20 protein-coding genes are annotated in these 26252 nt (G+C 63.2%); 2 read left to right on the forward strand and 18 right to left on the reverse strand.

What is annotated here, in order from left to right:
• Positions 1 to 119: 119 nt before the first annotated feature.
• The 6 genes from JJ918_RS05745 to JJ918_RS05770 form a co-directional block, all read right to left on the reverse strand.
• Entirely contained in the window at positions 120 to 4493 is a 4374-nt protein-coding gene (locus JJ918_RS05745) for a hypothetical protein (RefSeq protein WP_291884448.1), read from the reverse strand.
• Between the two features lie 160 nt (positions 4494 to 4653).
• Entirely contained in the window at positions 4654 to 5322 is a 669-nt protein-coding gene (locus JJ918_RS05750; RefSeq protein ID WP_291884451.1) for a TIGR02466 family protein, read from the reverse strand.
• Positions 5319 to 6377, reverse strand: coding sequence for an isoaspartyl peptidase/L-asparaginase family protein (locus tag JJ918_RS05755; protein WP_291884455.1), 1059 nt, complete (start codon positions 6375 to 6377; stop codon positions 5319 to 5321). Before JJ918_RS05755 ends, JJ918_RS05750 begins: the two co-directional genes overlap by 4 nt.
• Positions 6378 to 6458: 81 nt before the next feature.
• Positions 6459 to 8498, reverse strand: coding sequence for a penicillin-binding protein 1C (gene pbpC, locus JJ918_RS05760; RefSeq protein ID WP_291884458.1), 2040 nt, complete (start codon positions 8496 to 8498; stop codon positions 6459 to 6461).
• A gap of 4 nt (positions 8499 to 8502) precedes the next feature.
• The gene (locus JJ918_RS05765; RefSeq protein ID WP_291884460.1) at positions 8503 to 13362 is read right to left on the reverse strand and encodes an alpha-2-macroglobulin; all 4860 of its coding nucleotides are present in this window, start codon (positions 13360 to 13362) and stop codon (positions 8503 to 8505) included.
• 90 nt (positions 13363 to 13452) lie between these two features.
• On the reverse strand, positions 13453 to 14163 hold the full coding sequence (locus JJ918_RS05770; RefSeq protein ID WP_291884463.1) for a sulfite exporter TauE/SafE family protein: 711 nt from the start codon (positions 14161 to 14163) through the stop codon (positions 13453 to 13455).
• 110 nt (positions 14164 to 14273) lie between these two features.
• On the opposite strand from JJ918_RS05770, the gene JJ918_RS05775 reads away from it, so the two are divergent.
• Complete coding sequence (locus JJ918_RS05775) at positions 14274 to 15056, forward strand: DUF2189 domain-containing protein (RefSeq protein ID WP_291884467.1); 783 nt, start codon at positions 14274 to 14276, stop codon at positions 15054 to 15056.
• On the opposite strand, the gene ccoS is transcribed toward JJ918_RS05775, so the two are convergent.
• From ccoS to ccoN, 8 genes are read right to left on the reverse strand one after another with little or no spacing between them, the layout of a single operon-like run.
• Positions 14993 to 15214 carry a cbb3-type cytochrome oxidase assembly protein CcoS gene (gene ccoS, locus JJ918_RS05780; RefSeq protein WP_271187788.1) on the reverse strand — a complete coding sequence of 74 codons (222 nt, stop codon included), beginning with the start codon at positions 15212 to 15214 and terminating at the stop codon, positions 14993 to 14995. The genes JJ918_RS05775 and ccoS overlap by 64 nt on opposite strands.
• Positions 15214 to 17397: a copper-translocating P-type ATPase gene (locus JJ918_RS05785; protein ID WP_291884472.1), complete on the reverse strand. Its 2184-nt coding sequence runs from the start codon at positions 17395 to 17397 to the stop codon at positions 15214 to 15216. Before JJ918_RS05785 ends, ccoS begins: the two co-directional genes overlap by 1 nt.
• A complete protein-coding gene (locus JJ918_RS05790) occupies positions 17385 to 17855 on the reverse strand; it encodes a FixH family protein (protein ID WP_291884475.1) in 471 nt (156 codons plus the stop codon). Before JJ918_RS05790 ends, JJ918_RS05785 begins: the two co-directional genes overlap by 13 nt.
• Positions 17855 to 19336: a cytochrome c oxidase accessory protein CcoG gene (gene ccoG, locus JJ918_RS05795; RefSeq protein ID WP_291884478.1), complete on the reverse strand. Its 1482-nt coding sequence runs from the start codon at positions 19334 to 19336 to the stop codon at positions 17855 to 17857. The genes JJ918_RS05790 and ccoG overlap by 1 nt, the downstream gene beginning before the upstream one ends.
• A 41-nt stretch (positions 19337 to 19377) precedes the next feature.
• Positions 19378 to 20316, reverse strand: a complete 939-nt coding sequence (gene ccoP, locus JJ918_RS05800) for a cytochrome-c oxidase, cbb3-type subunit III (RefSeq protein WP_291884481.1) — start codon at positions 20314 to 20316, stop codon at positions 19378 to 19380.
• Entirely contained in the window at positions 20303 to 20500 is a 198-nt protein-coding gene (locus JJ918_RS05805) for a cbb3-type cytochrome c oxidase subunit 3 (protein ID WP_271187793.1), read from the reverse strand. The genes ccoP and JJ918_RS05805 overlap by 14 nt, the downstream gene beginning before the upstream one ends.
• Positions 20501 to 20504: 4 nt before the next feature.
• Positions 20505 to 21266 carry a cytochrome-c oxidase, cbb3-type subunit II gene (gene ccoO / locus JJ918_RS05810; protein WP_291884484.1) on the reverse strand — a complete coding sequence of 254 codons (762 nt, stop codon included), beginning with the start codon at positions 21264 to 21266 and terminating at the stop codon, positions 20505 to 20507.
• 9 nt (positions 21267 to 21275) lie between these two features.
• Positions 21276 to 22928, reverse strand: coding sequence for a cytochrome-c oxidase, cbb3-type subunit I (gene ccoN / locus JJ918_RS05815; protein ID WP_291884487.1), 1653 nt, complete (start codon positions 22926 to 22928; stop codon positions 21276 to 21278).
• A gap of 313 nt (positions 22929 to 23241) precedes the next feature.
• Between ccoN and JJ918_RS05820 the strand changes: the two genes are divergently transcribed.
• Positions 23242 to 23367 (forward strand): hypothetical protein, encoded by a 126-nt coding sequence (locus JJ918_RS05820; RefSeq protein ID WP_291884489.1) that lies wholly within the window; start codon positions 23242 to 23244, stop codon positions 23365 to 23367.
• A gap of 15 nt (positions 23368 to 23382) precedes the next feature.
• Here JJ918_RS05820 and fsa read toward each other — a convergent pair whose 3' ends face one another.
• From fsa to JJ918_RS05840, 4 genes are all read right to left on the reverse strand, one after another.
• Positions 23383 to 24036, reverse strand: coding sequence for a fructose-6-phosphate aldolase (fsa, locus tag JJ918_RS05825; RefSeq protein ID WP_291884492.1), 654 nt, complete (start codon positions 24034 to 24036; stop codon positions 23383 to 23385).
• Between the two features lie 79 nt (positions 24037 to 24115).
• Entirely contained in the window at positions 24116 to 25369 is a 1254-nt protein-coding gene (locus tag JJ918_RS05830; RefSeq protein ID WP_291884495.1) for a threonine ammonia-lyase, read from the reverse strand.
• 97 nt (positions 25370 to 25466) lie between these two features.
• Positions 25467 to 25616: a hypothetical protein gene (locus tag JJ918_RS05835; RefSeq protein ID WP_291884498.1), complete on the reverse strand. Its 150-nt coding sequence runs from the start codon at positions 25614 to 25616 to the stop codon at positions 25467 to 25469.
• Positions 25617 to 25679: 63 nt separating this feature from the next.
• Positions 25680 to 26252, reverse strand: coding sequence for a DUF4287 domain-containing protein (locus JJ918_RS05840; protein ID WP_291884501.1), 573 nt, complete (start codon positions 26250 to 26252; stop codon positions 25680 to 25682).

Genomic DNA, 26252 nt, shown 5'->3' on the forward strand with positions numbered 1-26252 from the left:
CCTCGTGCCTTGGGTCCGAGCATGCTTGATTTGGAATTTGGGGTCAGCTCCAGGGCACTACCGGCGTAGAAAACGACGATATGCTCAAGCAAATGCATCACATGTCAGAACGTTTCGACCTAGATCGTTTTAGATGGCTTTTCGGAGATGTCGCGCGTCACTGCTACCACCATCTTGCCTTCAGCGAGCCCGTCATTCACTGCCGCACACTTCGCTCTCACAAGTGTCTCGAGCTCCTCAAAGTTAACTACGTTGCCAGCGACTCGCTTTCGAAATGCCTTTCTTCTGACTTTTCTGGTCTTCTTGTCCTTCATCGCCTTCCTAGGAAGTGACGCATTAACGAGAACATATACTCCGGTGTGTGATGAAGCCTCGAACAGATACTGGTTCGAGAGCTGCTCATCAGGAGTGTTGACCAACTGATTTCCAGTCCAATGCCTCTTGTCGGCGAGCTTAATCTCAACCGACACCTTTCCCAAGGCCTCCACTCTCGAATGCAGCCTTAGGTCGGGCCGCTTCTCCCCTGCGACTTCTTGCTCCCGTATCACCGTGTAAAAACGCTCCCCTACCTCTCTCAGGCGAGCGGCCAACCAATTTCGTAGGTCACTCTCTTCGGATGCACCACGCCTGAAAAATGCGCTTTCGTCATCATCGGAAGAGTGTAGTTTTTCCAAGAGTGTCTCTATATGGGATTGGCAAAGTCGTCTGAACTCTTCCACAGTCGTGGGAGGCTTAGACTGATCGTTTAGAAACCGGATCGCGTCTTCAGGTGAAAATTCGATTCTCCTTCCGGCTCCTCGCTTCATCAGCTCGATTTGATACAGAAACGTATCTCGATAGCTCAACAGTTCTTTCGACTGCGCCAGTCTCCCGAATGCACCAACAGCATCGGGCGTTTGAAGCGCCGCCAACATGTTGGTGTAGCTTCGCCGGCTGCTCTCGGCGTGGTCCTCTTTTCCCGGCGAGTAGACGCCCTCGTGCCTCAGATCCTTCTCAGGTGGCCATGCGAGATATGATGCCCGAACCAACCACTCAAGCAGAATAGGATCGCGCTCACATTCTCTTCTCACAAAATCCGATCCGCCTTCCAGAGCAGGCTTGTTTCCTTCGCGTCCTAAATATTCAAAGAAGAGCGCTCTTTGTGCCGCGATCTGTAGATCGCCAAATGTTGCAGCTAAAACGCGTTTGGCGGCACCAGTGTTTGCGTTCATCAACCCATCAAGCCACCCCCAAGCTTCTCGAAAGTCGAAACGGGTCCAAGCCGCCAGATAGCCGGAAGCAAGAAATCTTGATAAGCGGTTCAGTTCGACGCTCGGGGCACGAGCCACGATATCCAAGCAGAGCATTCTGTCGCGGCGTTTTTTGGGCAGTGCAATCATCAACATCCGAAGAAGCATCGGAGCTACTAGGTTTCTGATTTCGCTGTTGGAGTAGGCGAGTTTGCTGACGCAGTCCGATACATGGTGGTCGCCCTCACCTTGCTCGGTGCTGAAATCCGTCAACAACGCAATTTTGACCTCGGAGCAAAACGGGGCTGGAAACCGGGTCGCCAATTCCTCGACCCACACGGGAAAGCCGTTCAATTCGTGAAATGCGTAACGAAAGGCTTTTCGCGCGTCGTCGGCCTCATTAGGCAGCTCGCCACATTCGTAGTCCAAGTTTATGCCCGCTAGGCCTATGTGGCCCAGATATGTCCGCCTCTCAAAGTAGCTTGTATCATGGTTCTTCCAGTATTGTCGTAAACCATCGCTAAATAATTGGGCGATCTCAGAATTATATTCTTCCTTGACAGCACGGATAGTTTCATATCCAGGATCATTGGGAGCTTTGTTAAAAAGCCAAATTGCATTGCTGTTGTCGAACTCACCCGCAGCAATTCCTTTTCGATTGCTCCAGATGAACTTGCGATTCCTTCGCGCAACATTCCAAGACCGCAATGCTTTCTTCTTGCCCCTTATCCACCTTTGGGGCTCGTAGCGATAATGATGTTGGAAGCGCGACTTCGTTCGAAGAAACCAGCCGCTAACGCCGAACTGCCGCCTTTGTTCCTCGTCCCCATATCTCTTGAGGTGCTGCCTGAGTACACTTAACGCCGTTTTGCGGTCTGCGGCCGAGAGTTTGCCCAGAACCGTTTGGGCCAAGTCGAGTAGAAATGCCCGCTCCGATGGATCGGTTGCGTCGGAAGCGCGCCCACAATAGTGGGATACGTCAGAGTGAACGAAGAGGTGTCCGTTTTGGTCTCTAACATTAAACTCTAAGGGGTGAACCAATCCAAACGGAACCCTATTCCGCTGACCACGATCAGAGAACAAGTTTACCCGCCGTTGAACAAGAGCGTGTTTGACTTCGGGTCTGGCTCGAAGGCCACCGGCTAAAATATTCGTCGGCGACTTTCGCCCGAGTAAGTCGATCCTGTCATCTATGCCCATCGCCATCTCCACGGCGTTCAGCAAGTCACTGTCGTCAGGACGAACGCCTTCATCACCAACTAGTTCGGACGCTAGGTAGATAATGGCTGGCACAAACTTCCTGTACCGCACCGAGGTATTCGGCATTCGGTATCGGTTCTCGTCGCGACCAGCAAATGCAAAGCCCAACAGCACGGATAACCAGGCCCGCCTCTCTGACTTCGACAAGTCGTCAAGTATTTCAATCAAATACTCATATGTCGCGGACGAGTAGTTCGAGCGCTCTCTTTGGATTCTGGAAAGAATGGCAATAACATCGAGCGGTAACGCCTCACCAAGGCTATACCTCAAGGCCTTCAGCTGAAACATGTTCCAGTTCGGCGCCGAGTCGGTATCCTGTGGGTCTGGTGGTGTGGCCGTAAGAGCTTCTAAAAGCACAGCAGCGCGATAAGTCTGGTCTCCTATCTCATAGAGAGCCGCGCACGCTTCCGCCTTGATCTTATAACCAGTATTCGGATTTCCGACATACCCCGCCAGTTTGGGGGCCAATGGTTCCATTCGGCCAAAGCGGGCAATATCGATCAGAAACTCGGTCAATTCAGGAGAATTAGACTTGTTTAACAGCTCATCGACTACAGGCCACAAGTCCGGGTGTGTGAACCGCTTTACGTCGTCATGATAGAACCATTCGCCTCTATAGCGAAGGTCGTCGTAGAGACGCGCCTGGTTGCGCAGGATGTCCTCTTTGTCGCCCACGGATAGTGACTTTGGGTCTCCAGTTTCGATGAGCAGGGCGGGTCTTGCATTTGCGACAACCGCCTTTGCTGAGTTGTTCAAGGCGGCTAACCAGCCCATGACATGTTCAGTCGACTGTGGAATCGATCGCTGACCCAGCCCCTCGGCAAGCAGTGGGGCAATTGTATTTCTCGAATGCGCTCTGGCTCGCAAGCTCTCGTCGAAATGTTCAGCTGCAAGGAAGTCGCGAATCTCTCGATGCGCGAACCTGATGCGCCCCCCAACAGAGGGCTGGAAAAGCCCGCTGGCGAGTAGTTGGCGAATTTCTGTAGTCGTCCATGCCTCCACATCCGTAGATAGGATATTTGCAGCATTCATCGCATCGCCGGCCGCTAAGGGGAGGACGGTAAAGTCCTGTTTGCCTGACAAAATCACAAAAGCTGCAAGTTTAGCGGCGGCCTTCCGTGCTCTGTTAACGTCAATGTTCAGCCGGTCTTTGCCTTCAGATCGTCCGAACAGCCGCCACGCAACCAAATCGCGCATAACTTGAAGTCGGGACTTGAAAACTTCCTCAGAGGAGCGGCCCTCATCAACAGCCTTCTTCCAAACATCCAAAAATAGATGCGCATCCAGCGGCTGCTGTATTAGACCAGCAGAAAGATTGGTGTTCACGGCGTTGATGAAGTCCGAAGGATTTACGTCGCGAGAAATGGCAAGTTTCTCAATGTCTCCGGTCGCAAGCGGTGCGAGGCGAAAAATTTTCTGCGTCGGACTATCGGCTTCCAAGTCCTGCTTGGCATCTCGTGCCTGCCTCACGAAACGAGATAAACGTCTTAGATCGCCATCCCCTAGCCACTCGCTTGGGCGGCTCGTGACGAGAACATGTATCGGTGCCAGTCGCCGCCCGATTTCTTGCGAGACAATGCTAAGGGCCCTTTCTAGAGCACTTTCATTGCGCGAAGCCGGCAGACGCGCCTCGTCGAGTGCGTCGAAGAACAGAAATCCGCCTCTTCGAGATCGCTTCCATTTTTCAAAACGTTCGCTTTGATTTTCCAGTTCGAAGTCGAATGAGCCCGTCAGGGAGCCGTCCTGTAGCGCCTCCAATCGCAGTAAGAACGCGTCTTCTCCTTCCTCAATGAGACGCTTCACGTGTTGACGAACTTCTGTAGTTTTCCCCGAGCCCGCAGTGCCTAGGAGAACAGACACATCATTCGAAAGAACTTCTTCCCACGTTTTCCCTGTCTCGCGGGTCGCGAGCGAAGCCCAAATACTGTCCAGTTCATTGTCAAATTCTGTCGATTGAATTTCGACAAAGCGCCGCGACAATGGAATGTACTGACCGCTGTTCACAGATGCTCCCTGACACTCTTTGGTTGATGGTATCAGTGGTATCGCCAGAGCACCATCTGGGGTGGTGGGCATTTTTATCAGTTTCAACAAGATAGAGCGTGACTGCGGGCGGGAGAATGCCTGCTGTACCCAATGTCCGCTTCCAGGATTATCCAGCCCCCTACCCCTCCGGCGGCGCCCCTGCCGGCAGGGCCAGCACATTCATCGCCACGGAGATCCGTTCTCCCGGGCCCTTGTGGGGGCGGACGGCGTGCATGAGCCAGGAGGGGAAGATGACCAGCTTGCCGGGCTCGGGACGGACGCGGAACTGGGACATCTGCTTTTCGCCGGTCTCGTCGGTGAAGACGAGGTCGGGGGCGACCATGCGGATCATCGGGAAGCGCGGATCCTGGGCGACGAAGAAACCGTCCTCGCCATCGCCGCCATCGTCGACATAGAAGCTGGCCGACCAGAAGGAGCCGGGATGGGAATGCATCTGGTTGGACGCGCCGGCGGGCGAGACATTCGCCCACATCTCCATGCCCATTTCATAGCGCGAACGGCCTTTGGCGGCATTCACGTCCGAGGTGAAACGGCCGCAGACCTGCATCGTCTCCCGCGCCAGCGCGATCGCGGCCTCGCCGCCCCAGTCCAGCATCTCGATGTCGGAATGCCAGCCATGAATGTTCGAGCGCCGCACGCCCGGCGAGGCGGCCCGGCGTGCCAGGATCGCCTGCTTCAGCTCCGAGACGAGCCGGTCGGCACCGGGCAGGCGCACCTCGATCAGCGGGGTGGCGAAGAGCCGGTTGACCGTGATCTGCGGCGCGGCGCTGCCGTCCGTCACCGTCATTCCTCGTCGCCGTAGATCGCCACCACCGGCTCGCCGCCTTCGGTCAGGCGGGCGCGGTACATGCCCGGCGTGTTGAAACTCCAGGCGATATCGCCCTCAGCCGTCAGCGCGATAATGCCGCCATCGCCGCCCAGATCCGTCAGCTCTTGCTGGATCACCTGGTCGGAGGCCGCCTGCAGGGTGAGGCCCTGCATCTCGACCAGCGCACAGATGCGGCTGGCCACGGTGAGGCGGATGAAATACTCGCCCGTGCCCGTCGCCGAGACGCCGCAGCTGTCATTATTGGCATAGGTGCCCGCGCCGATGATCGGGCTGTCGCCGACCCGGCCCCAGCGCTTCGCCGTCGTGCCGCCTGTCGACGTGCCCGCCGCGATATTGCCGGCCTCGTCCAGCGCCACCACACCGACCGTGCCGAAACGGTGTTCCAGCGCGTCACGCTCGAGCAGGCCCTCCTGGACCGGTTCCGGATCCGGTGCGCCGTCCGGACGCGGCGGAATCTCCAGACCGTCGCGGCCGAGCGACCGTTCCAGCGCTGCCCAGCGGCGTTCGGTGAAAAACCAGGCCGGCTCGACCATTTCCAGCCCCTGCTCCCGCGCGAACGTCTCCGCGCCCTCGCTTTGCAACATGACGTGACGCGAATGTTGCATCACTGTGCGTGCAAGGGTGATCGGATGTCGCACCTGTGTGACACCTGCGACGGCTCCCGCTTCAAGGGTCGCCCCGTCCATGATCGAGGCATCGAGCTCGTTACGGCCGGCCGCCGTGAACACGGCTCCCCGCCCGGCATTGAACATGGGATCGTCCTCGAGACCGTGGATCACCGCCTCGATCGCATCGAGCGCACTGCCGCCCTGCGACAGCACCGCCTCGCCACGCTCCAGCGCCGCATGCATGGCTGCGCGATAGGCGGCATCGGTCTCCGGCGTCATGCTGTCACGCTCGATCACACCGGCCCCGCCATGCACGACAAGCGCCCAGTTTCCGTCCTCCGCCAGGGCCGGAGACAGGGTCAGAAGGGCCGCGGCAGAGGCCGCCGGCAGAACAGATCGCAGCATGTTGAAATCTCCCCAAATCAGTTGGTTTCAGCTTTGCCATTCGCACCGCCCGGCGCAAGCCTGAAGACGCTCCGGGGCTGCTCAGCCGCCCGTGCGGATACGCACCCGGGACTGCGCCATCCGGCCGGATTCATCAACGGCCGTAACGGCATAGAAGCCCGGCCCCGGCGGCACCCAGACCGGTTCGCCCAGCGCATTACGGTCGACCGGTTCGCCATCGGCATACCAGTCCAGCGCGCCGCTCGCCTGGGCTGCCAGGACAAAGCCGCGCCCCTCGCCTTCCGACCAGACCTCAGCCCCGTCCGGCGGGAAGAGGATGTGCGGCGCCGGGTCGGTGCGGTACTGCGCCATCGTGCCCGGAACGTCCTGCACAGGCGCCCGGTCTTCCGCCCGCGAGACAGAGCCCGGCTCGATCCGCTCCAGCCCGTCTGCCAGGCGGAACAGCAGCGGCAGGGCGCCGTCACGGCCGGTAATCCCCTCCCGCGGCGCACCGTCGGCGCGACCGGTCCAGACCACCAGGGTATAGCGCCCGGTCACGCCGGCCGCCCAGGCATCGCGGAAGCCGTAGGATGTGCCCGTCTTGAAGGCGATGTCCGGCGCCCCGCGCGCCAGCGAGGCCGGCATGCGTCCACCCGGATGCGGTGCCCGGCGAAGGATATCAAGCACTTCCGCCGCCGATTCCGCGCCCAGCACGGCATAGCCGTCTTCTGCGGCCGGATCGTCTTCGCGCCAGCGCAATGGACGCGCCACGCCCTCATCGCCCAGCGCTGCATAGAGCACGGCCAGCTGGCGCAGGGTCAGCCCGGCACCGCCCAGAGCCACGGCAAGCCCGCTGTCGGCTCCTGCCGTGCGCGGCCGTTCCGGATGGGCGCCGGCAAAAGTCAGTGCGGCATTGAAGCGGCGTGCTCCCACCCCGTCCAACGCCGTGACCGCCGGAACATTCAGCGAGTGCTGCAAGGCCTCCGCGATCGTGACATCGCCGCGGAAACGGCGGTCGAAATTGTCCGGCCGGTAGCCGGCAAACCGGCGCGGCAGGTCGGAAATGCGTGTCCCTCCGGCGGCCAGACCGTCATCGAACGCCATGCCATAGATGAAGGGTTTCAGTGTCGAGCCGGGTGAACGCGGCCGGTCTGTCAGGTCGATCCAGCCGCCGGGACGCGCCCGGCTGGCCGATCCCGCCATCGCCCGCACAGCCCGTGTCTGCGTTTCCACCAGCATGGCGGCAAACTGTACATCCGGCCCGGTTTCCCGGGCCGCCAGTGCCAGCTCGTCCTGCAGCATCGTCTGGAGATGACTGTCGAGGGTGGAGACGATATCCGCCTCCCCGGGCCCGGCCGCCCGGCGCAGGGCATCGGCCGCATGCCAGGCATCGGCCGGGAAATCCTGGCGCCCCGGTGCCGGATCGAAAGCGGCATCGGCAGACGCATCCGCACGCGCCAGCCCCACTTCGGCCAGACGGTCCAGCACGCGTCCGCGCGCCAGCACCGCATTGTCGGGACGCCGATCCGGACGCCGCGCTTCCGGCGATTGCGGCAAGGCGATCAGCAAGGCGATCTGCTCGATGGTCAGCGCGTCGGGCTCGCGCCCGAAATAGGCCCAGCTGGCGGCCCGGACACCTTCCAGATTGCCGCCATAAGGCGCCAGGGTGAGATAGAGTTCGAGGATCTCGCGTTTGGAGTAGCGCAGTTCCAGCTGCCAGGCCCGCAGGATCTGGATGACCTTCGCGCCCACCGTCCGCTCGCGCGGCTCGATCAGACGGGCAAGCTGCATGGTCAGGGTAGAGCCACCAGAGACGATACGGCCGGCCAGGGCGCTGTCCCGCGCCGCGCGCACCAGCGCCAGCGGATCGACACCGGAATGCTGGTAGAAGCGCGCATCCTCATACGCCAGCAGGGCCTCGACAAAGTTCGGGTCGATGCCGTCCAGATCGGCTTCAAGCCGCCAGCGGCCATCGGCGACCGGGAAGGCCCGCAACACCTGCCCGTCCCTGTCCCGAACCACGGTGGAGACGACATGCCCTGCCTCGACAGGCGGCGGCAGGGCATGGTCGGCCGCGAGAACCGCCGCAAACAGGGTCAGGGCGATCACCCCGGCCCAGTATATCCGCGGCAGTCCCAGCACGGCATCAGCCTCGCGGTGCGATCACGATACGCCCGGTCGCACTGCGCGCGAACGTATCCGGCCGGTACATGTCCTCAACCACGGCCCCGGGCAGTGTGTAACTGCCCGGCGTCACGGCGCGCACGACATAGGCGATACGCTCGGCCCGCCGGTTGCGCAGATCTAGCGCCGCCACGAAGCGGTCGTCACGCGCTTCGGCCACGCGCGGTGTGCGGATATTGTCGAGCCAGGAATAGACGCCGGTATTGCCGGCATCCTCGGGCCGCACGACCGCTTCAATCTCGAAACCGGGCGGCAGGAGATCTTCCACGATCGCCGGGATCAGGCGTTCCTCGCGCGGCGCGACAACAAGATCGATAATCAGGCGGTCGCCCTGGACCAGGTTCTCAAGGTCGGCCTCGGAACCATCCAGGCGGCGAACCCGCTTCTGGATCACCAGGCCCTGGGCATCGACATCCGGCGCCTCGACCGTCTGACCGTGAGCGATCTGGGTCACCCACGCTGGCGCATCGCCGGTCATGCGGAACTCGACCCCCTCGCCGATCTCGCCGGCTTCCAGCCGGTAGCGCAGCGGGCCGTCGGCCTCGACGGCCGTTTCGACGGCGATCTCCTCGCCGCCATCGCGAAGCGCATTCGCAGCGAGAAGCAGGAAGGCCTTCTCCTGTGTGTTGAGACGGGCCGGTTCCGGCAGGTCCTGACCGACACGCTCGGCCAGGCGAGCAACACGCTCATGCTGGCCGGCTTCGGCGGCGAGCGCCAGAACACCGGCCAGGTCACGACGCGGCGACATGTAGTAATTGCCGGGGTTTTCAAAGCCCAGCGCCGCCTCGGCCGCATCGAAAGCGTTCACGGCGCGGGATTGATCGCCGATGAGATAAAGCGCTGCACCGATCTGTGCCCGGGCCAGCGGGCTTTCGATCGCCTCCAGGCGCTCGTCATGCATGTAGCGCAGGCGCGAACGATCGACCCGTCCGGCGCGGGCCAGAACGTAGAGCGCATAGGCCGCGGAACGGTCATTGAGACGCTCGGGCGTGTCGGTCTGACCGCGCCAGCGATGGATCTCGGTGTCATAGCCGTTGACCCGCCACATCTCGCCGGAGGCAATATGCTCAAGGCCGGTATAGGCCCGCTCCAGCGCCGCATCCGGCACGGTGTAGCCGGCCTCTTGGGCACGGGCCAGGAAGTCGGTGGCGTAGGCGCCGATCCACGGCCGCAGGCCACGATCGCCGATACGCCACAGACCGATGGCACCATCGGCCGACTGACGGGACAGCAGCGTTGCGATGGCCTCCTGCACGCGTGCCCGTGCACCCTCGACCGGATCTTCACCCGCAGCGCTGGCGAGAGGATCGGCGTAGAGCAACGGCAGCGCCCGGCTGGTGATCTGCTCGGTACACCCATAGGGATAGCGGCTGAGGGCCGTCAGCAGCGCCGCCTCGTCCAGCGGTGTCGGCGAGAAGCTCACCGTCACATCTGACGTGCCCGGCAGGTAGCCCGCCAAGACATCGCTCGACAGGCGCCAGCTATCGCCCGGCATGACGCGTCCGCGCCGGACGCTGGAAGACGGCAGCCAGGCCCAGCGCACCTCGATCGGATAGCTGCGCGCGACGGCGAAGTCGTCCGGTCCGTCGACTGACAGCCCCACCGAGCCCACACCGGCATCGTCGGATGAAAGCCCGTAGCGGCGATCGACACGCTGGCCGGCGGCGAGCTCGATCGTGTCGGTGGCCGACATGCTGACCGGCGCTTCGGCGTCCATCGCCACGGCATAGGCGCCCGGCGCGCCATCGATATTGTCAATCGTCAGCGTGGCCGTCGACTGATCGCCCGGTGCGAGGAAGCGCGGCAGGATCAGTTCAGCCGGCACATCGTCGCGCACGGTCAGGGGCTGGGCCGCCTGACCGACGGCACGGCCACTCCAGGCGACCGCCATGAGGCGCAGCTCGCCATTGAAGTCGGGCACGTCGAAGGACACGGTCGCCCGGCCATTGCGGTCCACTTCAACCGGTCCGGTGAACAGCGCCACGGTCTGCGTCGGCACGACGGTCAGACCGGCACCGCCGATCTGGTCACCGCCCTGGCGAACGGGCGCCGCGGCGCCCTGGTTCGGATCGAGCAGGCGGCCATAATCATCGTGCAGATCGACATCGAGCGCCGTCTTGCCGAAATACCAGGCCTGCGGATCGGGCGACGCGAAACGGGTCAGGGCGAGAATGCCCTCATCGACCGCCGCCACGGACACGTAGGCACCGCTGCGCACCGGCCCCTCGATTGCCAGTTCCAGCTCGACGGTCTGGCGCGGATGAATGCGCTCGGGCGCGTTGAAATCGATCTCCAGCGTCCGGTCCGACATGTCGACCGGCAGATGAACCACGCCGACAGCCCGGCGCGGGGCCGGCCGGTCGACCGGGTCGCGCGGCGTGTAGACCGACACCATGGCGTAGGCGCCGGCGCCCCAATCCTCGGTGACATTGAAGGACAGTTCGACACCGCCTTCGGGAATGCTGACCGAACGGGTTTCCAGCACGCGGTCGCTGGCAATCACCACCTCGGCCTCGCCGGGATAGGGCGGACGAATAGATACGGTTGCGGTGCCGCCAACAGAGACAGGCTCTTCAGGGCCGGACAAAGCCACGCGGTCCGGCGCCTCGACGCCTGGCTCGGACGTCCCGCCCCAGCCGACCCAGAACTGGGCGCTGGCAGACATGCCGCTTTGGGGATCGGTCACGACAAGCTGGTAGTCGCCCCAGTCAAGCGCGCGCAGGGACAGGGGATCGGCGCCCTCGCCGTCCAGCGACAGCACCCCCTCCTCGATAGGCACCACATGGCGGGTACGGCGCCAGCGCCAGCGTTCGCCATCGGTGCGGTACCAGTCATAATCCCAGTCGATCCGCATCAATTGCCATTCGACATCCACCGCGACCGGCGCACCACCGGCATCGACCGCGACCACGTCGAAAGCGCTCTCGCGATTGCGCTCGGCGCGGCCTTCGAATTGCGGCTTCAGGCCGAGATAGAGCGGCGCAGGACGGTAGGGAATGCGGACATCGTCGGCGACGGCCCGGCCGCCGGGCTCGATGGCGGAGACGACGGCGCGGATGCGCAGTGGCTGGGTGGCATCGGCACCGATCTCGCCCGCACTGACGGTCAGGGTCGCGGCACCGGCCCCGTCGGCCACCGTGCCAGGCAGATCCTCGGTACGGTCGCGGAAAGGCTCGTCATGGCGGCCGAAACTGAACCCGGGATAGTCGGCGAAGGGACGCGGGTCGGTCTCGATCCGCAGACGGCCCTCGACCGGCAGTCCCGCCCCCGGCGCACCATAGAGAAAGCGGACATTGGTGGCGATTTCACGCTTGCCGCCCAGCAGGATCGGCGTTTCGTCGTCGGCATCGAGTTCCAGGGCGATGCGTTGCGGCACGAAATCCTCGACCGAGAACCGGGTCGAGCCGACATCGCCATACCCGTCCATCGTCGCCACGATGCGCCATTCACCGCGCGCGGCGGCAACGGGCAATTCATAATCCCAGAATACCGATCCGGCCTGCGGCAGGCCTTCAAAGCGCGACACGGCGGCTTCGATCCCGTTCGGCCCGTAGACCGTCAGCGTGACGGGCCGGTCCGATATAGCCACGGCTTCGGCATCGCGCACCATCGCACCGGCATGAACCGTTTCGCCCGGCCGGTAGATACCCCGGTCGAGCCAGATATATCCGTCTGCACCGTCAGGACGTTGGCGGCCGCCGATATCCTGACCGGACAGGTCGACCGGATTGCGCTGGAAGTCGAGCACGGCGAAGTCATTATTGCGGCCATAAGCGGTCAGGAGACGCGGTGCCATGGCACCCTCGCCTCGCGTCAGCGGCCCGTCAAAGCGCGCACGGCCGTTCGAATCCGTCATGGCCGTGGCAAGGATCTCGTTGGAGCGTGCGATAAGCTGCACCTCGACACCGGCCTCCGGCATCGCGGTCTGCAGCGAGCGCACCACGAAATCGATCCCATCCGCACCGCGATAGGCTGTGAGGGCCAAATCCGTGATCACCAGCCAACGTTCGGCGCGGGCCGGAACGTCGTCGTCAGCCGCTTCGCTGTCTTCGCGTACCGAAACGAAGTAGGCGCCGGGCGAGAGGGTTCCGATGGCTTCGGCGATCGGGAAAACAGTCGTCACCGGCGTATTCGGCGCGCCGGCGGTTTCCATGCGGCCCTGCCAGATCTGTTCGCCGACCGCGTGCGGGCTCTCCTCTTCGGGAACCCAGTTGTATTCACCCTGGGCCGCGTTGAAGCCGGTCGTGATCGAGCGGAAGGCCAGCGCCCGGTCGGTGATCCGCCAAACCTCCAGCTGGACCGCATCGACATTCACCGTCTCGATGGCCAGACCATCGGCGTCACGGCGGGGCAGAATCACGCCGTCGCCGGCAATACCGACAAAGGCCGGGCGGTCACCGAAATCGATCTCGACGGTTTCGTCCGCCAGCAGGGCATCGCCATTCGCAGCCGGCAGGCCCTCGCGCAGCGTCAGGCTCTGGCCATCACCGAAAGTCAGACCGCCGACACACAGCGAGCGCCCCGATGCCGACAAGGCGATCGGGCGCTGCGGCGTCACGGCGACATAGGGTTCGTAGTCGGCGTCGGGATCGAGCGGATGCGTAAAGCCGAGGCAGACCTCCGGCGTATCGCCATCGACGCTAATCGCATAGCGCAGGAATGCGAAATTCGCTGGTGCCTCGGGCTCGGCACGGGGCGCGTCGGCAGATCGTCGTTCCAGTCGGGGCCCGGTTGATTCGACCGTCTCGTCAGACGGACCGGTACACGCAACGGCCCCCAGCGCCAGTGCCAGCGCGAGGATTCGACTGTGCCACAGCGACATCGCTGAACTCCTATCCCATTGGCGCCGAACCATAATACTTTGTTAAGAAAAACGCACCGGCGAAATGGGCATTCGGCGCGTTTTCTCCCGTCAGGCGAGTTCGATGCCGCAGAATGCAGCAATCGTGCGCCAGGGCAGTGCGGCCGACGCCACGCCGATCCCCACGATCGCCAGCCCGACTGCGATCCGGACCCGGGGTGTGCGCGCCGCCGACAGCAATCCGCTTACGCCGAACGCCGCTGCTGTGACGGCTGGCAGTGTTCCCAGACCAAATCCAAGCATGATCAGCGCGCCGGTCGTGGCCGAACCGGATAGCATGGCGTAGAACAGCGTGGCGTAGACCATGCCGCACGGCAGGAAGCCCCAGAGAAAACCGGCCAGCAGCGGGCTGGCCAGCGACAGGGCTCCCGCAAACGGCGCCCTCATCCAGGTCAAAAGGCGCGCACCGAGACGGTCGACACCGGCCAGCGAAGGCGCCCAGCCCGCGACCGACAGCCCGATATAGACCAGCATGGCCGCCGCCAGCCAGCGCAGGATCAGGTGTGCCTCGGCACGATCGAAGGCGAAATAGGCCTGTGAGCCGAGCGCTGCGAGGACTGCTCCGGCGGCGACATAGGCCACGATGCGGCCGGTCTGTGTGAGCATGAGTGCCCGAGCGCGGCTTTGGACTGCATCCCCGCCGAGCGAAACAGACAGGCTCGCCGCGATGCCGCCGCACATGCCGACACAGTGCAGGCTGGACGCGAATCCGGCGAGCATTCCGCCCAGAAGGCTCAGTTCTGACAATCCGGCCGGTGCCATGCCATACTCCCTGGCGCTGTCTTCGACTGGACAAGCCCACAAATAAAGTGTGGCGTAATGCCGCAAAACAGCTGACGATACCCAGCATAGAATTTCCGAGGGAGGACACCATGGTTCATCTCAAGCACGTGCGCCGGGACGCACCCTGGGCCTGGCTGAAGGCCGGATGGCAAGACATCGTGCGCGCGCCGCGGGTGACGGTCGGCTACGGCCTGATCTTTGTCGGTGCGGGCGCCCTGATCGTGCTGGGATTGAACGCTATAGGCTTTGCGTCCGCTGTCCCGGTTGCGCTCAGCGGTTTCGCCCTCGTTGCCCCCGCGCTCGCGATCGGTATCTACCAGGTGCCCCGCGCGATCGAGCGTGGTGAAAAGCCCCGCTTCCGTTTCATCATCTCGCGCTTCCCCTCGCGACTGTCACAGATCGGTTTCCTCAGCCTGCTGCTCCTGATGCTCTTCCTGCTCTGGGTCCGGATCGCACAATTCCTGCTCGTCGCTCTCGCACCCGATACCCCACTGGTGCCGGGTCCCTTCCTGGAATATGCGCTGAGCGATCCGGCCGGGCTGAGCCTGATGGTCATCGGCACCGCCATCGGCGCCATCCTGGCAGCCGTCGCCTTTTCGATGTCCGCCCTCGCCTTCCCGATGCTGGTCGATCAGGATGTGGACGCGGTGACCGCACTCGTCGCGAGCTTCAAGGCCGTGATCGGACAGCCCTTCGTGATGCTGACCTGGGCCTGGCTGATTGCCTTCATGATGGCGGCGGGATCAGCGGTCTTCCTGATCGGGCTCGCAGTGACCTTCCCGTGGGTCGCGCTGGCGACCTGGCATGCCTACCGGGATTTCTCGCCGGAAGCGGCGCCGTCAGCGTCGTCCTCCGCCTCGCCCTCGGCATAGCCTTTCGGTACGATCGGCTTGTCGTCATCCATCAGGATGCGCTCTGCGGCACCGTCCAGATCCTCGAACTGGCCGGACTTCAGGCTCCACATGAAAGCCAGAAGACCCAGACCGCCCATGGCAATGGCGACAGGTATCAGCCAGATCAGAACGGACATCAGCGAGCGAGCCTCAGCGCATTGAGTGTGACCAGGACCGAGGACGCCGACATGGCGATGGCGGCGATCAGCGGCGTGACCAGACCGGCCACCGCAAGCGGCACGGCGATCATGTTGTAGACCGCGGCCAGACCGAAATTCTCCAGCACCCGCCGTTTGGCACCGCACGACACATCATAGGCCACGATGGCCGCCGCCAGGCGATCACCCTGCAGCACGAAATCGGCTGCGGCCTGTGAAATCTCCGCTGCCGATGCCAGTGAGACAGACACGTCTGCCGCAGCGAGCGCCGGCGCATCATTGATCCCGTCGCCGATCATGGCGACGCGGCGTCCCTCGGCCTTGAGCGCTTCCAGACGCGCGATCTTGTCCTGCGGTTTCAGCTCGGCCTGCCAGGCATCCAGTCCCAACTCGGCCGCAACGGCTGCGACCGGGCCACTGCGATCTCCCGAAAGAAGCTCAACCCGGCTACCGCGATCACGCAGTGCCGCGACCGTCTCGGCAGCGTCTGCGCGCAGCCGGTCTTCAAAGCGGAAGCGGACGGGGGCCTCATCACCGGCCTTGAGCCAGACTTCGCTGTGCGGATCGCTCGCCGCGTCGATGCCCAGCCAGCGGGCCGAACCGAAGCGGATCGTCATACCATCCTCGACGGCCTCGATGCCGCCGCCGGAAATCTCGCGCGCTTCGGACGCTGCGATCCCCATGCCTGCGGCATCGGCAACGGCACGGGACAGGGGGTGACGGCTGGTCCGGGCGAGCCGTGCAGCCATCTCGAACGCCGAATCGGGAATCTCGTCCCGATTGATCAGGCGCGGCCGACCTTCGGTCAGCGTACCCGTCTTGTCGAACACGACGGTATCGATCCCGGCCAGACGCTCCATGGCGTCGCCCGATTTCACCAGCACGCCTTCGCGATAAAGACGGCCGGATGCGACCACCTGGACGGCGGGAACCGCCAGTCCGAGCGCACAGGGACAGGTGATGATCAGGACCGCAATCGCGTGAATGATCGCCAGATGCGGGCTCTGCCCGATGACGAGCCAGCCCAGCAGCGTCAGCGCCGCGAGCGAATGAACCACCGGTACATAGAGTTTCGCTGCACGGTCGGCGAGACGCACATAGCGCGACCGGCTTTGCTCGCCCGCCTCGACGAGACGTGTGATCTCGGCGAGCAGGGAATTGTCGCGGTCGGCCGTCGCTTCCAGCACCAGCTTGCCATCCAGGTTCAGCATGCCGGAAAAGACTTCGATGCCCGGCTTTGCCGCAACGGGAGCTGTCTCGCCAGTCACAAGGGAACCGTCCAGCGCGCCCTGCCCTTCGCGGATCACGGCATCCACCGGCACCCGGTCGCCTGCGGCCAGGACCAGCCGGTCGCCGGCCTTCACCTCGCGGGCCGGGATCGCCTCGATCCGTCCGTCTGCCCGAAGCCGGTTGGCGGTCGCAGCCTGCATCGCCGCCAGGCCGCGAGCCGCTTCCCCGGCCTTGGCCCGCAGACGCATGTCGAGAAACCGCCCGATCAGCAGGAAGAAGAGCAGCATCGCCGCGGCGTCGAAATACGTGTCGCCATGCCCGTAGAAGGTTTCCCAGATCGACAGGCCACAAGCCAGGATCACCGCGAGCGAGATCGGCACGTCCATATTAACGTGCCTGTTGCGCAGCGCCGTGATTGCCGAGCGGAAGAAGGGCTGGCCTGCATAGGCGACCGCCGGCAACACGATCAGCGCCGATATCCGGTGCATCAGTGCCTGGGTCGCCTCGGTCATTTCCATGCCGCCGGCCCAGACCGAGATCGACAGCAGCATGACATTCGCCATGGCAAAGCCGGCGACGGCCATCGCACGAAGCAGCTTGCGCTCTTCTTCCTTCTGGGGGTCGGCTTCCGCTTCCGGCTCGTAGGGCGTGGCGGGATAACCCAGCCGGCCCAGCCGGCTGACATAGGTCGATGCCAGCGCCGCATCGCCCCGCCAGCTCAGACGAAGGCGGCCGGTCGACAGGTTGAGCCGGGCGCGTTCGACGCGGTCGTCCTCGAGCAGGCCCGACTCGATGCGCGAGATACAGCCGGCGCAGACAGCGCCGCGCACCAGCAGGTCAAGATGGCATTGTCCGTCAGCAAGGCGGACAAAGGCCTGCGGATCGACCTGGCTGACAGGTTCTGAAAAATGGGCCGTGTCTAGCGCAGCCAAAGCGCGTGCTCCATTTCGAACGGCGCGTCGCCATTGTTGTGCGCGCGCAGATGCCATTGCCCGGTCTCGGTACACGGCAGTGCGGCGCGATAGAGGCCGGCGCGGCCTTCCAGAAACTCGAGCGGACAGTCACGCGACGTGTTCGTGGGATGGTTCATGGCGCCGGTCAGCTGGAGCCCCGGCACGGGCGCGCCATCGGCGTCACTGACCTCGACCAGCAGCTCGCCGTCGACCACATTGACCCGGGCCGACCAGCCCAGCTCGGCCTGTTCGTGGCGGCGGGCCAGCGTCTCGTTGTAATTGAGGCCCTGATAGTAGGAGCGCGGGACGTCTTCGCCGGGATGCGTGCGCATGGCGAGGGTGATGAAAGTGGCGTTCACCCCGATCGTGACGCTGAAAAACAGTACAATGAGAACCAGGACATGCCAGCCCCGCACGGGGTTGAGAAACGACTTCATCACTCGGCTCCGGTCACGATCATTGACGGGGTGGTCGCGGTCTCGCCGGTCCGCGTGTCGGTGACACGGAAATTGAAGGTCTCGCGTGCGCCGTCGATCGCACTGGCCGGCAGGGTGAGATATATCACGAAGTCCTGGGTCCGGTCGGCATCCACTCTCAGCTGCATGGGGGCGTCATCTGCGGCGCCCAGAAGCCGCGTTTCGATCTGCGGATCGCCTTCAATCGACAGGGTGAGAGTGCGCGGCTCGTTGGCCTTGTTGACGACCTTGAGATTATAGCCGTTTCGCACCGCACCATCCGACAGGATCACGAAGTTCGGGTTGCGGTCGCGCTGCGAGTTGAGCTCGAGTTCCGACCGGTTGAGCAGGGCTGCCAGCATGATCGCCGCAACGATGGCGAAGGCCACGCCGTAGACGACCGTACGCGGGCGGATGAACTTGTAGACGGCTTTCTCGCCTCTCTGAAAACGGTCGACATTGTCGTCCGTCTCGTAGGTGATAAGGCCGGTCGGACGATCCACCTTTCTCATGATGTCGTCACAGGCATCGATGCAAAGCGCGCACTGGATACACTCCAGCTGGGCGCCATCGCGAATGTCGATCCCCATCGGGCACACCGCCACGCACTGCTTGCAGTCGATACAGTCGCCGCGGCCGTCCCAGCTTTCATTCTTCTTGTGCGGACCGCGCGGTTCGCCCCGGTCGACCCGGTAGGTCACGTTCAGGGCATCCCGGTCCGTCATGGCCGCCTGAATGCGCGGCCATGGGCACATATAGGTGCACACCTGCTCACGCATCGTGCCGGCGAGCGTGTAGGTGGTGAAGGTGAGAATACCGGCAAACAGATAGGAAGACGGTTCGGCCTGGCCGGTGAAGAAATTCCCGATCACGTCATAGGCGTCGTGGAAATACAGGATCCAGGCGCCGCCGGTCGCCAGTGCGATGACGAGCCAGACCGTGTGCTTGCCGATCTTGCGCCAGGCCTTGTCGAAGGACATCGGCGACCGGTCCAGCTTGATCCGGGCATTGCGGTCGCCTTCAAAAGCGCGCTCGACCCAGATGAACAGGTCGGTCCAGACGGTCTGCGGGCAGGCATAGCCGCACCAGACCCGGCCGAAAAGCGCTGTTGCCAGGAACAGCGCCAGCGCCGCGAGGATCAGCAGGCCGGTGATATAGTAGACTTCCTGCGGCCAGATCTCGATGAAGAAGAAGTAGAAACGCCGGCCGGCAAAATCGACCAGGACAGCCTGGTCCGGTGCGTCCGGCCCCCGGTCCCAGCGCAGGAAGGGAACGAGGTAGTAGATGCCGAGCGTCACCGCCATCACCACCCATTTGACGGTCCGGAACTTGCCGTGCGCCAGCTTGGGGTAGATGGGTTCGCGCTTTTTGTAGAGTTCGCGCGTGTCCGCTGCGTTGACCGCTTCGGCCTTTGACTTGCGGATACCGGGCGCCGCCATGGCGCGTGTGTTCTTGTCACTCATGACGGCGCTTTATCCCGGTTCCTCTGGTTGGTGTATGCGACCTAGCGCCCCGTGGGACCGTTCGCCGCACCCTCTGCTTCCTCACCGCCGCCGAGCAGATAGACATAGGCGGCCAGCGCATCGATCGTGGCTTCGTTCAGACGGCCTTCCCAGGCCGGCATCACGCCATAGGGACCGCGATGGATGATGTTGATCACCTGCTCGCGGCTCGAACCATAGAGCCAGTCCTGATCGGTCAGGTTCGGAGCCCCCTGCATGCGGTCGCCCGTACCGTCAGGCATGTGACAGGACGCACACTGGATGTCATAGGTCTCCTGCCCGCGGGCGAGCGCCTCGGCACTCACATCCCCGGCACGGCCGGACATCGACAGGACATAGTCGGCCACATCGGCGATCTCGCTGCCGGTGAGCAGTTCGTCGCGGCCGAAGGACGGCATCTGCGAGAAACGGGTATCGGGATGTTCGCTCCGGATGCCGTAGCGCAGCGTGGTGCGGATATCCTCATAGGTCCCGCCCCACAGCCAGACGTCGTCATTCAGGTTGGGGTAGCCGATGGCCCCCTGGGCGCCCGACCCGTGACAGGTCGCGCAATTGTCGCCGAAAGCCGCCTCGCCCGCCGCGCGGACAAAGCCGAGCAGTTGGGGATCGTTCTCGATCTGATCGATCGAAGCCCCCTCGAGAGCCGCGAACCCGCTGGCCCGGCTGGCGTGCAGCTCCTCAATGGCCTGGGCGACATTGGCCCGCTCGGAGTGGTCACGAAGGCCGCGGGTGTGGTCGGTCTCACCAGCCAGTCCCGGCAGGGCCGGCCAGGCCGGCATGAAGATCATGTAGACCACGGACCAGGCGATGCTGGCGTAGAAGACCCACAGCCACCAGCGCGGCAACGGCGTGTCCAGTTCCTTGATACCATCCCATTCGTGACCGGTCGTCGCGGTACCCGAATGGGCGTCTCTTTCGCGTTCTTGATCATGCTCGGACATGGGTCTCGTCCTTATTGTGATCGGCCGTTTCCGGCTTGTCGGTTTCTTCCAGCGGCGTGCGCGCGGCGGCGTCGAATTTCGCCTGGTTACGCGGCCACAGCGCGTAGGCGAGCACCCCGGCGAACAGGAGGACGAAGATCAGCAGCCCCCCTGTCTGGGCGAAGTTGGAAAGTGTCTCGTGCATCGCCCTACCTCAGGTTTTCGTCGGCTTCGGCCTCATAGGTGGAGAAGTCCACCATGGTGCCGAGCACCTGCAGATAGGCGACGAGCGCATCGAGCTCGGTGACCTGCGAGGGGTCGCCGTCAAAATCGCGCATCACCGCATTCGGATAGCGTTCCTGGAAGCCGTCATAATCGGCGGCGTAGGGATCCAGCTGGGTCGTGATGTCGGACACGGCGGTCTCGATCATCTCGTCGGTGTAGGGCACACCCACGCGGCGCAGCGCCCGCAGATTGGCCGCCACATTGTCGTAGTCCAGCTCGGAGGTTTCCAGGAAGGGGTAGTCCGGCATGATCGACTCCGGCACCACTGATTGCGGGTTGCGCAGGTGGTCGCGATGCCATTCATCCGAATACTTGCCCCCGACACGGGCGAGGTCCGGCCCCGTCCGCTTCGAGCCCCACTGGAAGGGGTGGTCGTACATGCTCTCGGCCGCCAGCGAGTAGTGGCCGTAGCGCTCCACCTCGTCGCGCAGCGGGCGGACCATCTGCGAGTGGCAGTTGTAGCAACCCTCGCGGATGTAGATGTCCCGGCCCAGCTGTTCCAGCGGCGTGTAAGGGCGCACGCCTTCCACCTCTTCGATGGTCGAGTCGAGGTAGAAGAGCGGTGCGATTTCCACGATCCCGCCGATCGAGACCGTGACCAGGATGCCAACGGTCAGGAGGAGCGAGTTCTGCTCGAAGAGCTTGTTGTGGAGCTTGCTCCAGCGGCTTTTCTTTTGTTCTGACATGACAGGCCCCTATTCGGCCGGAACGGCGGCGGACTGAGGAATGACATTCTCGTCTTCCTCTTTCACGTCGCCCTTGATCGTGCGGTACATGTTGTAGGCCATGATGATCGCGCCGCTCAGGTAGAGCAGACCGCCGACGGCCCGGATGATGTAGGAGATGTGCATCGCCTCCACGGTCTCCACGAAGGAGAATTCCAGGAAGCCGAGCTCGTTATAGGCCCGCCACATCAGACCCTGCATGATGCCCGCGACCCACATCGAGGTGATGTAGAGCAGGATGCCGAAGGTCGCGATCCAGAAGTGCCAGTCGATCAGCGCCTTGGAATGCATGCCCTTGCGCTTCCACAACCAGGGAACCAAGCAGTAGACGGCCCCGAAGGAGATGAAGCCGACCCAGCCCAGTGCACCGGAGTGCACGTGGCCGACGGTCCAGTCGGTGTAGTGCGAGAGCGCGTTGACGGCGCGGACCGACATCACCGGTCCCTCGAAGGTCGACATGCCGTAGAAGGCGACCGACAGGACCAGCATCCGCACGACCGGGTCGGTGCGCAGCTTGTCCCAGGCGCCCGACAGGGTCATCAGGCCGTTGATCATGCCACCCCAGGACGGCATCCACAGCATCACCGAGAAGGTCATGCCCAGCGTCTGCGCCCATTCCGGCAGGGCCGTGTAGTGCAGGTGGTGCGGACCGGCCCAGATGTAGATGAAGATCAGCGACCAGAAGTGGATGATCGACAGGCGGTAGGAATAGACCGGGCGCTGAACGCGTTTGGGGATGAAGTAGTACATGATCCCCAAGAAGCCGGCCGTCAGGAAGAAGCCCACCGCGTTGTGGCCGTACCACCACTGTGTCAGCGCGTCCTGCACACCGGCAAAGAGCGAGTAGCTGCGCGCGCCGAAGAAGCTGACCGGCATGGCCAGATTGTTGACCACGTGCAGCACGGCGATCGTGACGATGAAAGCGAGGTAGAACCAGTTCGCCACATAGATGTGCGGCTCCTTGCGCTTCCACAGCGTGCCGAGGAAGACCAGCAGATAGGCCACCCAGACGATGGTCAGCCACAGGTCGGTATACCATTCCGGCTCGGCATATTCCTTGGACTGGGTGATGCCGATCACATAGCCGGTTGCGGCCATGACGATGAAGAGCTGGTAGCCCCAGAACACGAACCACGGCCAGATACCGCCGGCGATCCGCGTCCGGCAGGTACGCTGCACGACGTAGAAGGACGTCGCCAGCAGCGCATTGCCGCCGAAGGCAAAGATCACCGCCGAAGTGTGCAGCGGGCGCAGGCGACCGAAACTGGTGAAGCCGAATTGCTCGATATTGAGCACCGGAAAAGCCAGCTGGAAGGCGATGACCACGCCGACCAGAAGCCCGGCAATGCCCCAGAACATGGTGGCAATGGCACCGGCCTTGACCAGGTTCTCGTTGTATTCGCGTTCGTCATTGACGACGCCGCCATTGGCAATGGTCCCGACGATCAGGATGATACCCGTCAGGAACCCGCCCAGCAGAAGCCAGGCCTGGCCGCGCATCGCGGCCTCGGGTGCGTAGGCCGCTGCGAACAGCGACCAGAGCGCCCCCAGGAAGGTGATGAGAAGGACGACGGCAGTGGAAGGATCGGCCCCTGCGCGTCGCAGCACTTGCGGCGTAGACATTTATGCGCCCCCGGATTGGCTGTTATCGAGCCCGGTTTAGCGCACTATCCCCCAAAAACTCTATGGCAATTTGTCGCGTGCGTCGAAATGGAACTGCTACACGGTCTTGCCGCGACTCGGTGCGAGGGATTGCCCGCCGATATTCACCGGTCCACGCGCCAGACTATGCAGGCCTCGCGTTTGATTCCCAAGCAATTTTTAAAAGAAATCGCCAATCCGGACGATCAGCCTCCACGAGCAACGCCAAGTCGTAATGCGTCAAGCCGCCGCTGTGGCAGGCCCGGCGGCACAAAATACATCGCCGAGTTCCTCGATGCCGTATGCGCCGACGTTCAGGGGGACGACACAGGTCGTCGCGATGCACATCGATCCCGTTTCCATCGATGCGCTCAATACCGGCTTCGCCGGGGATCCGGACGCGCAATGCAGGGAAAGCTGACGGCCGGAAAACCGGTCAGAGAATGCTCTGACCGGTCTTTTTCCAGTCTGCCAGGAAGGCTTCGAGCCCTGCATCGGTGAGCTTGTGCTTGACCAGCCCCTTGAGCACCGCCGGCGGCACGGTGGCCACGTCGGCGCCAGCAAGCGCGCACTGCTGGACATGATCGGCCGAGCGGATCGAGGCGGCCAGGATTTCCGTCTCGAAGCCGTAATTGTCGTAGATGATCCGCAGGTTCTCGATCAGCTCCATGCCATCAACACCCAAATCGTCCAGGCGGCCGATGAAGGGCGAGATATAGGTCGCGCCGGCCTTGGCAGCGAGCAGGCCCTGATTGGCCGAAAAGCACAGAGTGACATTGGTCTTGATGCCGTCATCCGTCAGCGCCCGGCAGGCTTTCAGGCCGTCGAAGGTCAGCGGCAGCTTGACCACAACATTGTCGGCCAGCGCTGCCAGCTTACGTCCCTCAGTGATCATCCCGTCAGTATCCATAGCCGTAACTTCAGCACTCACGGGACCATCCACCAGCGCGCAGATTTCCTTCGTCACCTCGATGAAGTCGCGGCCGGACTTGGCGATCAGTGAGGGGTTGGTCGTCACGCCATCGACCAGGCCGGCCTCATTGAGTTCGGTGATTTCAGCAACGTCGGCGGTATCGACAAAGAATTTCATGACTTAACTCCAATCGGACGGCAGGCCGTTTGCGCGCGACCGGTCCTACTATGTCCATGTGACAACTTAAATGAAACGCTCAATAGCTGGCCTGTTCCACGCGGAAGCCGGCCTCACGCAGTGCCGCTTCGATGCGGTCCATATGGGCGGCATCCTGCGCTTCCAGCGAGATGTCGATATAGGTCACCTTCGCCGGCAGGTCGGAGAAGGTCTTGTGATAGGCCACATCCGTGACATTGCCCTCGGCCCGCGAGATCACGTCGGACACGGCCGACAACTGGCCCGGCACATCGACCAGCTCGATGCGCAGCCGCGCCAGGCGGCGGGACCGGGCAAGGTCCCTAAGCAACAGCGAAGACAGCAGCCGGGTATCGACATTCCCGCCCGTGAGAACCAGTCCGACCCGCTTGCCGCCAAACCGTTCGGGCGCGGCGAGAACGCCGGCCAGCCCCACGGCGCCCGCACCTTCCGGCAGCACGCGCAGATGCGAGATGAAGAGGTTCAGGGCTCGTTCGATCTGGCGCTCATCTGCAACAAGCACATCGTCGAGAATATCGCTGAGGATTTCGCGCGTCAGCTCGCCAGGCTCTCGCACGGCGATTCCCTCTGCCAGGGTAAAGCCGCCAATCGGCCGGTCAGTCCCGTGATAGATATTGGCAAAAGACGGAAAGAGATCCGACTGAACGCCCACGAGTTCGATATCCGGCTTTATCTGGCGCGCCGCGAGTCCGCAGCCCGCCGCCAGCCCGCCCCCGCCGATCGGCAGGACCAGCGTGTCGAGATCGGGATATTCGGCGAGCATCTCACGGGCGAGCGTTCCCTGCCCGGCCAGAACGACCGGGTCGTCGAACGGGTGGATGAACACCGCACCGGTCTCCGCCGACAGTGACAGGGCATGCGCCTTCGCCGCATCGAAGTCCGCGCCCGTGATGTCGACCTCGGCTCCGAGCGCCCGGGTCTGGTGGACCTTCACCATCGGTGTGCCTTCGGGCATCACGATGGTTGCCCTTATGCCCATCGCTGTCGCATGGCGCGCAACGCCCTGGGCGTGGTTGCCTGCCGATGCGGCCACCACGCCACGACGGCGTTCCGCCTCGCTCAGGGCCGCGAGACGGGCATAGGCGCCACGTTCCTTGAAGGATCCGGTCGCCTGGAGGTTTTCAAGCTTCACGACGACCTCACAGCCCAGCGCTTTGGAGAGCGCGGGCGATGGCAGGCAGGGCGAGCGCAGGATGCCGCCCATGCCCTGTTCGTGAAGCCTGTCGACAAAAGCGAACGCGCCGGCGAGGTCGCCGGGCATGTCTGCCGCAGGCTGTGAGGCTGTAAGGGGCATTCTCAGGTCTCCGGTCAGCCGGACACGCCAGACACGAAAAAGCCCCGCTCCTTTGGGAGCGAGGCCGGTTTTCCGTGTCGTGATGTCCGGTGGGACGTCAAACAGGCGTCGGCAGCGCTCCCGCAAGGGCGAGGCCAATAATAATCGAAAGGAGAATGAGGCCGGACATCATCAGCGTCCGGACCTTGGCGGTCCGCTCTTCGTCGACCCGTCGGGCAATGGCGATGGCACGAGCGCGATTACGCATGTCATTCCTCTTTCAGCTGACAATTACAATGGGGTGTCTTCGCCGCCCTGTCCAGCCCCCGGCCTATCCAGCACGGTCATATGCCATGCGCAGCCATTCGATCAGTTCGGCATCCACATCCTCGACCGAGCCGAGGCGCACCCTGTGCGACACCATACCGTTGAAGGAACCGGACGCTTCCAGACGCCGCTGCGGAGGCACGTCCTTGAGATTGATGCCGACATCGACCCGGGTTTTGGTCGAAGGCTGGACGAGCGCGAACTGCTTGGCACGGCGCAGGCTGACATAGGTCTTCTTCGGTGCTTGTTCGACATCGCCGCCAAAGCCGGCAACAGCATCGGCGATCGCGTCATGGATCGGCCGGAGCCCAGCCTTGTCGCCGGCATACTGCGCGGCCACGAGGTCGGTGGACGGATCGGGAAGCTTGGTCGCCACACCGCCTCGCACCTCATGAGCCACCAGATTGGCAAAACCGTGCGTCATGCCGTGCTCCCTCTTGAGCAGTTCGACCATCTCGCCATGCTTTTCCAGACCGCTGGCCTTCACGATCGCCACCCAGTCAGCCAGTGGCTTTCCGGTCTTCTCGGGCATGTTGGCCACCATCTTGTCGGCCATTTCCTGCGGGGACTGCGCCAT

This window comes from Maricaulis sp., assembly GCF_017642925.1.
GTDB lineage: Bacteria > Pseudomonadota > Alphaproteobacteria > Caulobacterales > Maricaulaceae > Maricaulis.

Excerpts from the sequence above, each read along its gene's own strand:
- ccoN (WP_291884487.1), bottom strand. The coding sequence starts at position 22,928 with ATGTCTACGCCGCAAGTGCTGCGACGCGCAGGGGCCGATCCTTCCACT.
- JJ918_RS05805 (WP_271187793.1), bottom strand. The coding sequence starts at position 20,500 with ATGCACGAGACACTTTCCAACTTCGCCCAGACAGGGGGGCTGCTGATC.
- JJ918_RS05820 (WP_291884489.1), top strand. The coding sequence starts at position 23,242 with ATGCCGTATGCGCCGACGTTCAGGGGGACGACACAGGTCGTCGCGATG.
- JJ918_RS05775 (WP_291884467.1), top strand. The coding sequence starts at position 14,274 with ATGGTTCATCTCAAGCACGTGCGCCGGGACGCACCCTGGGCCTGGCTG.
- JJ918_RS05770 (WP_291884463.1), bottom strand. The coding sequence starts at position 14,163 with ATGGCACCGGCCGGATTGTCAGAACTGAGCCTTCTGGGCGGAATGCTC.
- JJ918_RS05750 (WP_291884451.1), bottom strand. The coding sequence starts at position 5,322 with ATGACGGTGACGGACGGCAGCGCCGCGCCGCAGATCACGGTCAACCGG.
- JJ918_RS05790 (WP_291884475.1), bottom strand. The coding sequence starts at position 17,855 with ATGAAGTCGTTTCTCAACCCCGTGCGGGGCTGGCATGTCCTGGTTCTC.
- ccoP (WP_291884481.1), bottom strand. The coding sequence starts at position 20,316 with ATGTCCGAGCATGATCAAGAACGCGAAAGAGACGCCCATTCGGGTACC.
- ccoS (WP_271187788.1), bottom strand. The coding sequence starts at position 15,214 with ATGTCCGTTCTGATCTGGCTGATACCTGTCGCCATTGCCATGGGCGGT.
- fsa (WP_291884492.1), bottom strand. The coding sequence starts at position 24,036 with ATGAAATTCTTTGTCGATACCGCCGACGTTGCTGAAATCACCGAACTC.
- ccoO (WP_291884484.1), bottom strand. The coding sequence starts at position 21,266 with ATGTCAGAACAAAAGAAAAGCCGCTGGAGCAAGCTCCACAACAAGCTC.
- JJ918_RS05765 (WP_291884460.1), bottom strand. The coding sequence starts at position 13,362 with ATGTCGCTGTGGCACAGTCGAATCCTCGCGCTGGCACTGGCGCTGGGG.
- JJ918_RS05840 (WP_291884501.1), bottom strand. The coding sequence starts at position 26,252 with ATGGCGCAGTCCCCGCAGGAAATGGCCGACAAGATGGTGGCCAACATG.
- JJ918_RS05830 (WP_291884495.1), bottom strand. The coding sequence starts at position 25,369 with ATGCCCCTTACAGCCTCACAGCCTGCGGCAGACATGCCCGGCGACCTC.
- ccoG (WP_291884478.1), bottom strand. The coding sequence starts at position 19,336 with ATGAGTGACAAGAACACACGCGCCATGGCGGCGCCCGGTATCCGCAAG.
- JJ918_RS05835 (WP_291884498.1), bottom strand. The coding sequence starts at position 25,616 with ATGCGTAATCGCGCTCGTGCCATCGCCATTGCCCGACGGGTCGACGAA.
- JJ918_RS05755 (WP_291884455.1), bottom strand. The coding sequence starts at position 6,377 with ATGCTGCGATCTGTTCTGCCGGCGGCCTCTGCCGCGGCCCTTCTGACC.